The 9,268-nt window shown below is 34.8% G+C and carries 9 protein-coding genes and 1 pseudogene; all 10 read right to left on the reverse strand.

Annotated elements, in window-relative coordinates; translation table 11 throughout:
* Positions 1-320: 320 nt before the first annotated feature.
* Positions 321-3,446 (reverse strand): glycoside hydrolase family 2 TIM barrel-domain containing protein, encoded by a 3,126-nt coding sequence (locus ACFSSE_RS06070; protein WP_379041071.1) that lies wholly within the window; start codon positions 3,444-3,446, stop codon positions 321-323.
* 254 nt (positions 3,447-3,700) lie between these two features.
* A complete protein-coding gene (locus ACFSSE_RS06075) occupies positions 3,701-4,045 on the reverse strand; it encodes a hypothetical protein (RefSeq protein WP_379041070.1) in 345 nt (114 codons plus the stop codon).
* Positions 4,042-4,452, reverse strand: a complete 411-nt coding sequence (locus tag ACFSSE_RS06080; protein WP_379041068.1) for a BNR-4 repeat-containing protein — start codon at positions 4,450-4,452, stop codon at positions 4,042-4,044. Before ACFSSE_RS06080 ends, ACFSSE_RS06075 begins: the two co-directional genes overlap by 4 nt.
* Positions 4,453-5,706: a DUF2264 domain-containing protein gene (locus ACFSSE_RS06085; protein WP_379041066.1), complete on the reverse strand. Its 1,254-nt coding sequence runs from the start codon at positions 5,704-5,706 to the stop codon at positions 4,453-4,455.
* Positions 5,707-5,711: 5 nt separating this feature from the next.
* Positions 5,712-6,830 (reverse strand): glycoside hydrolase family 88/105 protein, encoded by a 1,119-nt coding sequence (locus ACFSSE_RS06090; protein ID WP_379041064.1) that lies wholly within the window; start codon positions 6,828-6,830, stop codon positions 5,712-5,714.
* Between the two features lie 329 nt (positions 6,831-7,159).
* Complete coding sequence (locus ACFSSE_RS06095; RefSeq protein WP_379041063.1) at positions 7,160-7,321, reverse strand: hypothetical protein; 162 nt, start codon at positions 7,319-7,321, stop codon at positions 7,160-7,162.
* Between the two features lie 26 nt (positions 7,322-7,347).
* On the reverse strand, positions 7,348-8,385 hold the full coding sequence (locus ACFSSE_RS06100) for a response regulator (RefSeq protein WP_379041062.1): 1,038 nt from the start codon (positions 8,383-8,385) through the stop codon (positions 7,348-7,350).
* 226 nt (positions 8,386-8,611) lie between these two features.
* Positions 8,612-8,821, reverse strand: coding sequence for a hypothetical protein (locus ACFSSE_RS06105; RefSeq protein ID WP_379041150.1), 210 nt, complete (start codon positions 8,819-8,821; stop codon positions 8,612-8,614).
* Positions 8,797-9,036, reverse strand: coding sequence for a glycosyl hydrolase family 95 catalytic domain-containing protein (locus tag ACFSSE_RS06110; RefSeq protein ID WP_379100797.1), 240 nt, complete (start codon positions 9,034-9,036; stop codon positions 8,797-8,799). Before ACFSSE_RS06110 ends, ACFSSE_RS06105 begins: the two co-directional genes overlap by 25 nt.
* Positions 9,011-9,160, reverse strand: a pseudogene (locus ACFSSE_RS06115) (glycosyl hydrolase family 95 catalytic domain-containing protein); the annotation flags it as partial. The pseudogene ACFSSE_RS06115 and the gene ACFSSE_RS06110, both read right to left, overlap by 26 nt.
* Positions 9,161-9,268: the final 108 nt, after the last annotated feature.

Here is a 9,268-nt window from a genome sequence, read left to right on the forward strand (position 1 = left end):
GCAAACTTCGGGCACAGAACTTTTAATCCCCTGAAAGACAGAATCTGTCAATTTTAAAAATAAACTACCATAATAAAGTAAATGCGATAAATCTTCGTTCAAACGCTCTTAAAGAGTGATGTAAGTATGAATTTAATCTCCAGCTCATGGTTCAATTCAATAAAAAACAATATGTAATCTTCCTCATCTTATCAAACTGCCCTATTGAAGACAAAAGATACCTGTATTGCGACCAGCGCAATTGAAAAATATTTTCTATTTAACATATAGCTATTTAATTAAAAACGCCGAAAACTATAATTCTTTAAGTATTTTATTGGCTATTTATCTATCAGACTAATGGTGTAACTGTAGCTATACTTCTTATCTAATAATCGGAATTCACGATGTGGAAGCGCACCCCAACTGTCGTCGCCACCTACTCCACGTTGTTTTAAATCCACATTTAAAAACACTTGGTTTCTGACAGGGAGATTTGTCGGATGTTGTTGTTTCTTTGTCAATCCAGGATCCAAATCTTCAGTACTATGATTTAAGGCACTAAAACCTATAGGTTGTAAACCTTCAATTTTAATACCCATACCATTATTATTGGTTAAGCTTAACCAGCGTACATCGGTTTTATTGCCACTTTCTTGAGGACGGATATAACCTTTAAAATATTGGTTTTCTACTTTATCCTTGTAAATTCCCAAGAAAGAACCTTCATTACGATCTAAATAATTTTCTTGTGGACCTCTTCCATAATAACTTAAATCTGAATACCAATTTGATAAGGAAGTTCTCATTCCGAACCTTGGTAACTCGGGCAATTCTGTTCCAGAAAAATCCATTGATGCAGTAACCTTAATCGACCCATCATTTTGTATCAAATAGGAAATTTGGTAAGGCACATTTATATTCCCCAATAACCAAGTTACCTCAATAGGTAAACCCTGTGCATTTTGCTCACCAATTTTAACATTTTTCAATAGCATATTCAAATGTGCAGAACGCCATACCGCCAATTTACTTTGCATATCATTTCCGAAATCGTTATCAGTTGGCGCTCTCCAAAAATAAGGTTCTAAGAAATTTGTAAATCTATTATCGCCATTGCTGTAAGCATTTATTCTTCCTGCTTTAATATCAAATTCACCTTTTACATTGCCAGCGCTAAAGCTAATTTTATTGTCGTCTTTTTTAACAGTCAATTTAGCATTGGTAGTTATTTCTTTTGCAAAATAATCTCCGGCGTATGCAAACTGCTCTCTGGCTACTTCAAAACCTGCAGCCAACAACGGACTTTCACTGTTTGTGGTAGCGTAGATGTTCAGGTAAAATTCTGTACCCACGGCAGCTTTGTATTTTGGTAAATTCAATTGTAAATCTTTGGTCTCATGAGGACCTAAATCTACCCCGAAAGTACCTTCGTTTACTTTTTCACCATTTTTAAACATTTCCCATTTAAAGTTATAATGCTTAAGATTTGTAAAATCGAAAATATTCTTTACTTGGAACAATCCTTTGTTGATATCTTTAGTTGTAATAATAATAGGTTGATAAACTTTTTTAACTTCATAAGCACCTGGATGCTGTGTCCTATCTGCCGACACCAATCCGTTAGCACAGAAATTCTCATCATTTTGCCAATAAAAACTACCTAAGTCGCCACCATAAGCCCAAAATGTTTTACCATTTAAGTCTTTTGTTTTAATGCCTTGATCAACCCAATCCCAAATAAAACCACCTTGCATATTTCTGCTATTGCGTATAATCTCGAAATAGGTTCTGAAATTACCACTACTATTTCCCATTGCATGCGAATACTCGCACATGATATATGGACGGGTTTTAGTGGTGTCTAGGGCATATTTCTGCATATTACCAATGCTTGGATACATTGGTGCCACAATATCTGTATTCCAGTCTTCACCCGCTTGTTCGAACTGAACTGGCCTAGTATTGTCGCGGTTTTTAATCCATTTGTAATTATCATGAAAAACCTTACCATTGCCACATTCATTTCCTAAAGACCAAATAATGATAGATGCATGGTTTTTATCTCGCTCTACCATTCGTACTGTTCTGTCTACATGTGCTGCTGCCCATTCTGGCAAATAGGCTGGGTGTTTACTTTTGTCAAATCTTGACTGAAATTCTGCTCCCATACCATGGGTTTCAATATTAGCTTCATCAACTAAATACAAACCATACTCATCACATAATTTGTACCAAAGCGGATCATTTGGATAATGTGAAAGCCTAACCGCGTTGATATTTAACTCTTTCATCAATCTGATATCCTTCAACATCAAATCTTTGGTGGTGGTGTGTCCGGTAACTTCATCATGTTCATGTCTGTTTACCCCATGTACAGATATTGCCATTCCATTTACCAATAAGCGGGCGTTTTTAATTTCCACCTTACGGAAGCCTACTTTGTGAGACGTAACGCCTAATAGTTTACCATTGTTATCCTTTAGGCTAATCACACAATTGTATAAATTAGGAGTTTCAGCATTCCATTTTAATGGATTTTTAATGCTTGTACTAAAATTTAAAGTTTGGATACTATCTCCATTGACGCTGAAATTTTGCGAATCGGTATAGACAGATTTACCTTGTTTATCTAATAATGATACGGAAACACTACCGCTTTTGATATCATTCCCTACAAACCTGCGGATATCTACCGCAGCACTAAATAAGCCATTTACATATTTCGAATCTAAATCTCCCTTTAAAAAGAAATCCCATATTGCCAACTTGGGCAAAGCGTATAGATAGGCATCTCTTTCAATACCACTTAAACGCCAAAAATCTTGGTCTTCTAGATAGCTCCCGTCATGCCAACGGAAAACCTGAACGGTTAATTGATTTTCTCCCTTTTTTAGGTGTTTGGTAATGTTAAATTCGCTTGGTGTTTTGGAAGCTTTGCTTAAACCTATCTTTTTACCGTTTACATAAACAAACGCCGCACCAGAGATTGACCCAAAATGTAAAACAATTTCTTTTTGATCCCAGTTTTCTGGGATAGTAAATGTTTTACGGTAAGTACCCACTGGATTATTTGCACCAATAAATGGGGGATTTCTTGGATATGGGTAAGTGATATTGGTATAAATTGGGATACCAAAGCCATTTAATTCCCAATTTGATGGAACAGTTAGATTTGCCCAACCTGAATCGTTAAAATTTGAATTGATAAATGCGGTTGGTTTATCTTTATACTGATCAACATAGTTAAATTTCCAATTGCCATTTAAAGATTTAAAGTTATTAGAGCGAGCATAATCATCTGTCAGTGCATCTTTCTGGTTATCGAAAAGCATGAAGGTAACATGTGGCTTTTCCATACCGATGTTAACCAAACTGGGGTTTTCCCAATCGTTGTTTTGTGCCCAAAGGGGCAAAGCAAACATCAAGACGATAAAAGTTAGGGGTAATAATTTTAAAAAATTCATGGTGTATTTTAGTTTTTATAAAGTATTAGGGAGTTAAAAGTATAGGTGATTTTTCATTTTGCAGTAGTCTTAAAAGTAATATCATCACTAAACCAACCAATTTTGCATTTATTGAATAAACCCTAGGGTGGTAATTTATCTTCTGCAAGAGATCTTTTAATGCTAACCTATATTTGTCCATAACCGCATTGGTATGTTTAATTTTTTGTATCATTTACTATTGGATGTTGATCTAGGCCATAAACCAAACCTCTCTATGTTATCTTATCTCCCGCATCTTTTGTAATTTCAACATCGTAAATCGCAATGGCAGCTCCAATAACATACCTTGACATAAAATTGAATATTGAATTACCTGTTGATGTGGTAGTAAAAGTAAGTTCGTTGCCGTAGTAAACTCTCTTGTAGGTTGTAATACCTCCGCCATGTGCATTGATATGAAGGCCTTTATCATCAGTCCAAATTTTTACAGGTGTAAAAACCTTTAATTTTGCAAGTTGGGCAGCACTAACTCCATAGCTAAAAAGCATTAAAGTTAATACAAAACAGATAATTCGAGACTCAGGATAAATTACTTTATTTTCCTTTGAGCTTATCATGGCTTCCTTTTACCCGTTACCAAACTTTCTGATTTTACAGATTTTGCATAGTTTAAATTGTTATTATGTTGCCCCCAAGCCAGGTGCAAAAAACCCTCACCATCAACTATGATACTGATAGATTTATGTGTAGCAGTTTTATCGCCTTTACAAGGTTTTTGCATCACTTCCCAATTTTGCGAGTTTAGCTTCCTTTCGGCTAACACAACAAACTGATCAGCATTGTAATAAGCAGCATATTGGTTATTTTTAAAAGTAGTTAAGGCATTTTTTTTAAAATACAACCGCATTGATAGATTTGTTGCCCATCCATTAGTGGCAATGGGACTTATTGATGTTTTTTCTTGGCTTTCCGCAGAAAAACTTATACCTACAAACAATAAAAAAACAACTGAAATTTTATACATCTATCTTACATCTACACTATGATCATTTGGAAAATCTTCGCCACTCCATATTTTTTGAGCACTCCATTTGGCTGGCGCATTTGCCCAAAAAGCATCAGTTTCTGGCAAACCTAACGGTAAAAAAATATTACTACAAATATACGGACTGCCCTGATTGTTATAAAAATCGCCTAAATCAGGTTGCTCGCCATATAGCCCAATAGTAAGCCAACCATTTTTATAGGTTGTTGGGCTTTCTAAAGTTTTTTTAATTACTGCAGTTAAAGCGCAACGTACTTGTTCTGGATTAAGTTGTTTAGGCAACAACTTTTTGTAGGCCATATCTGCCAAATGATGAAATGCTGCACCACGATAAACAATAGATCTTCCTGTTGCAGGGTAAGTTCCATCGGTATTAATTAATCTTTCTTGAATTACTGCATAACGCTCATTACGCTTTCTAATTTTATCGAACATGGCATTGTACGATGATGTTTTTTTTCCAATTACATCTACCAATGTACCCAAATAAGGATGAATTACATAGCTATTGTAATAGTCGAAAGCATAACTGCTCCCATCCTTGTACATGCCATCGCCTACATACCATTGCTCCATCTGTTGCAAGGCATAATCTACACGCATCACATCCCAATCGTAACCAAATTTAGCCATGAAAGATTCGTTAACCGCAGAGAAAAGTAACCAATTTGAAAATGCTGGTTTAAACTTTCTTGTGGTAGCTATAGATTTCATCATTAAAGCCTGATTCTTTTTATCCAAGTTTTGCCAAAGCCAAGGCGCACGTATAAACGCCAATGCTACGAAAGAAGCATCAACCAATTGCTGACCGCCAATATCATAGTTCATGAAATCTTTAGCATTAGAATCTAGCGAGTTTTTAAGTCCGGCAATAACCCATTCACGGTACTGTTTACGTAAGGCGATTTCTTCTGTAGAGCCGCCTTCTAACTGCAACCAAGGTGCAATACCGCTTAAAACCCTACCTAAAACCTCTACATATTGTACTTTAATGCGATGTTCTTTATTATCGATATGGATAGAAGTAACTTTAGGCATAACTATGCGTAAGCTATCCTTAGCCAAATTATATATTACCGGCCTTACCATTTTATCCATTTCATTTAACCAAACTTGTCTATCGGTTAAAGGAACAGCTTTTGTAGTTTTGCTTTTCTTTTGTGCAGCTACATTACCGAAGCCTAAAAAGAGGATTAAAAATCCAAAGGATAATGTCTTAGTAACTAAATTCATATCTATTATTTATGTGTTAAAAATCTATACATTTCGCAATTGGCTAATAAAAAAGCCCCTACACCAAAATTTGCGGTAGAATTTGCATCTACTACTTGTCCTGGAATTGCTTTTTCGCCAATTGGCTGGACAAAACCAACTTTTCCGTTAGCCTGTAATGCTTTTTTGGTAAGGTAATTATATGCCTTTTTTGCTGCCGGAAGGTATTTATTTTCTTTGAGCACACCATTATTAATTCCCCATAATAAACCATAAGTAAAAAATGCTGTTCCACTGGTTTCTGGTCCAGGTGCATGTTTGGCATCGAGCATACTTCTGGTCCAATAACCAGCTATCTGCTGACTTTTTAAAATTGCTTTGGCCATATTTTTATACTTGGTTAGAAACTCCTCACGGTGAGGATCATTTTTTGGCAAATCTTTTAAAACCTTTGCCAGTCCTGCGAAAACCCAACCATCGCCCCTAGCCCAAAAATCTTTCTTTCCATTTGCACTTTTATGCGCTGGGTAAACATATTTTGCATCACGATAGTATAACTTTTCTTTCTGATCGTACATGATACTATTGGCGTACATAAAATAGGCATAAAGTTTATCCAAGTACAACTGATTACCCGTTATCTTGTACATTTTAGTCATTACAGGCATAACCATATATAAGCCATCTGCCCACCACCAATAATCATTTGCTGCAGTTGACATTTGGTACTCCATTACTTCTTTTGCTCGGGCAATTTTATGAGGTACTGGATCAAGATTGTACAAATCTACATACGTTTGAAAACAGATTTGCCAATCGCCAAACAATACAAATTCATCGGTTTCGCCATATTTATATTTCCATTTGGTTTGATCTGTACTTTTTGCACCCATCCATTTATTATGGTTAGCCCAAGTGGTTGAGTAAGTTTTGTAAGCTTCGTTTTTAGTAATTTCATAGGCTTCCATGTTACCTGTATGGTAAGCGGCATGATCCCAAAATGCCCATTGCTGGGGTTTGTTTTGCTGTTGCCAATAAGTATTGGCTTTGTTTATGGCAGCTAAAACCTCAGTTTTTGTTTGGCCCTGCGCAACAAGATGGAGGTGTACGAAAAAGCATATCACTAAAATAAATTTGTTAACCATAAGCTATTACTTGAAGAAATTTAGTGTTTAGATTTGTGATGGATTGATGCTTTTTTAAACACTCTTTTTGCAAACCAAAGCTTAGCTGCAATGATCTAAAGAATTGACAGTTTTTCATCTGTATAAATTAAGTTTTAATGTTAATAACGCTATCATGATTTTATTCATTGTACTATGTGCTTTGGAAAAATCATAATGGTTTCATATTTGGTTAGTTAAATTTTATGTTTATGCTTTTGTTCAAAGAACCATCATTTTAGTATAACCCATGAGGGATAAATTTTGCAAATTAGAGGGATAAACAAACTTAAGTAGATAGCCAATTAAAATTACCTGATTTCCCTATGTTTGTTAGATAAATTACTTCTATATTTTTTATTGTATTCTGAAGGCTTAATCCCAAACAATTTGCTAAACTGCTCTCTAAAACACCTTACATCATTAAAGCCACAAAGCATTTCAGTTTGGTTAATATTGTTATCAGTATTCACTAGTAACTGAGCGGCCTTTCTTAGCCTTATGTACCTAATAAATTCATTTGTACTTTACCCGATATTGATTTTACTTTTCTATACAATAATGATGGTGCTGTTGCCAATTCATTAGCTAAGATTTTTACATTAAAATCTGGATCTTGGATGTGTTTTTCGGTTATTGAGATACATTTTTCTAAAAACTCTTTGTACGCTGTGGACACCTTAAAATCTTCAGATTTAAGGGTAGTTTCTTTAAAAAAGTATCTTTGTAAAGTACTTCTACTTTTTAACAAATTGACTACACGGGCAATTAGAATATGCCTGTCGAAAGGTTTTGTAATAAAATCATCAGCACCTTGTTCAATCCCTTTTAATTTAATTTCTGATGATGAACTTGATGTAAGTAAAATAACCGGAATATGGCTTAGCTCTAGATTTGATTTAATTTTTATACAAAGACCAACACCATTTAACTCTTTCATAATCAAATCAATAATCACAATATCAGGCACATTTTTTTTTGCTAGTTCATAACCATGTGATCCGTCTTCTGCCTCATATATTAAGTAAGCTGACTTAAATATTTGCTTGATGTAATTTCTAATTTCTGGATGATCTTCTACAATTAATATTGCGTTTTTTTCTGTAGTTGGATCTAATTCAATGGCTTGTTTGCTTTCCTCAATCTCATGTTCTTCCATTAAATTTAATACATCAATTGTACCATCATCTTCAATAAGTTCCGGAATCAGCATTGGTCTGTTTTCTTCTTCGTATATAAATTGATCGCCATAGTGACCTTTACCTTTTGGCAAGCTGATCTTAAAGTCAGTTCCTTGACCAACAATGCTATCATAATTTACTATTCCGCTATGGTCAAAATGATTTAACCCATCATGTGTACCAAACCACATAAAACCTTTTTTGTCCTTGTATATGCATCTAACAGAATTTTTAGACAATCCTTTTTCAATTCCTAATGAAATAACTGAAGGATTTTCAATCGCTTTTGTTTCTATTTCTAATAAGATTATAACAAATAAAATAAGCAATATGAATCCTTTAATTTTTATTAACATGGGATGATTTATATTCGGTTTAAGGGTTTTATTTATTGCAAAATCTATAACAACGAACATCAATCCTATTATACTCAGTAAAATAATAGGTACCTGAAAGAACCGCTAGTTTTAACCCTAACCAAATATAGTAATTTTCTATAAATGTCTATATAACATTTATAATTATTGCCTCTGTTTTTGTAGAAGAACAAAAGCTACAGTGCCATGTATTATTGATGAGTTTTCAATCTTTCACTAGCAAGGACTTCTCACCTTTCACCGTCTGAAACTCCAGTCGGTATCCACCTGCTAACTTTTCAGGTTTTTTGTTCAAGCCCTTAATTTTAAATTGGAACGGTGATTTAATAGTGCTAATATTTCCTAAAGTGGATAAGATCTCTGAATACTGCAACACGCCATCCTTCCATGTTAAGGCAAATTGAAATCCTCCCATGGAACGTAAACCGCTGACATTTCCTTGAGTCCATATTTTTGGCAATACGGAAATAAATCAATGTATCCCAGATGGCTTTGCAAAAGCATTTCCGCCATGTCAGCTGCTCCTGCGAAGTTGCCATCAATCTGAAAAGGCGGATGGACATCAAAAAAATTTGCATAATTTCCATCCTGATCTCCATTCCTTTCAATGGCATCTACATAATTGAGCAAACTTCTGATCAATTTGTAGGCATGGTCGCCATCTTTTCAGCCTGGCGCACCAGTTGATCTTCCAGCCTTTGCTCCATCCTGTTCCAAGATCAGTTCGCAACTCTAATGACTTCTTAACTGCTGCAAAAAAATAGGAGTTTTCTCAGATATTTCATATCCAGGATATTCGGATTTATAAAAGAACACCGAAAAGTATTTCCTGTTGAAAAGATGTGCAAAGTACTTATGGTGA

This window comes from Pedobacter alpinus (genome assembly GCF_042684645.1).
GTDB classification, from domain to species: Bacteria; Bacteroidota; Bacteroidia; order Sphingobacteriales; family Sphingobacteriaceae; genus Pseudopedobacter; species Pseudopedobacter alpinus.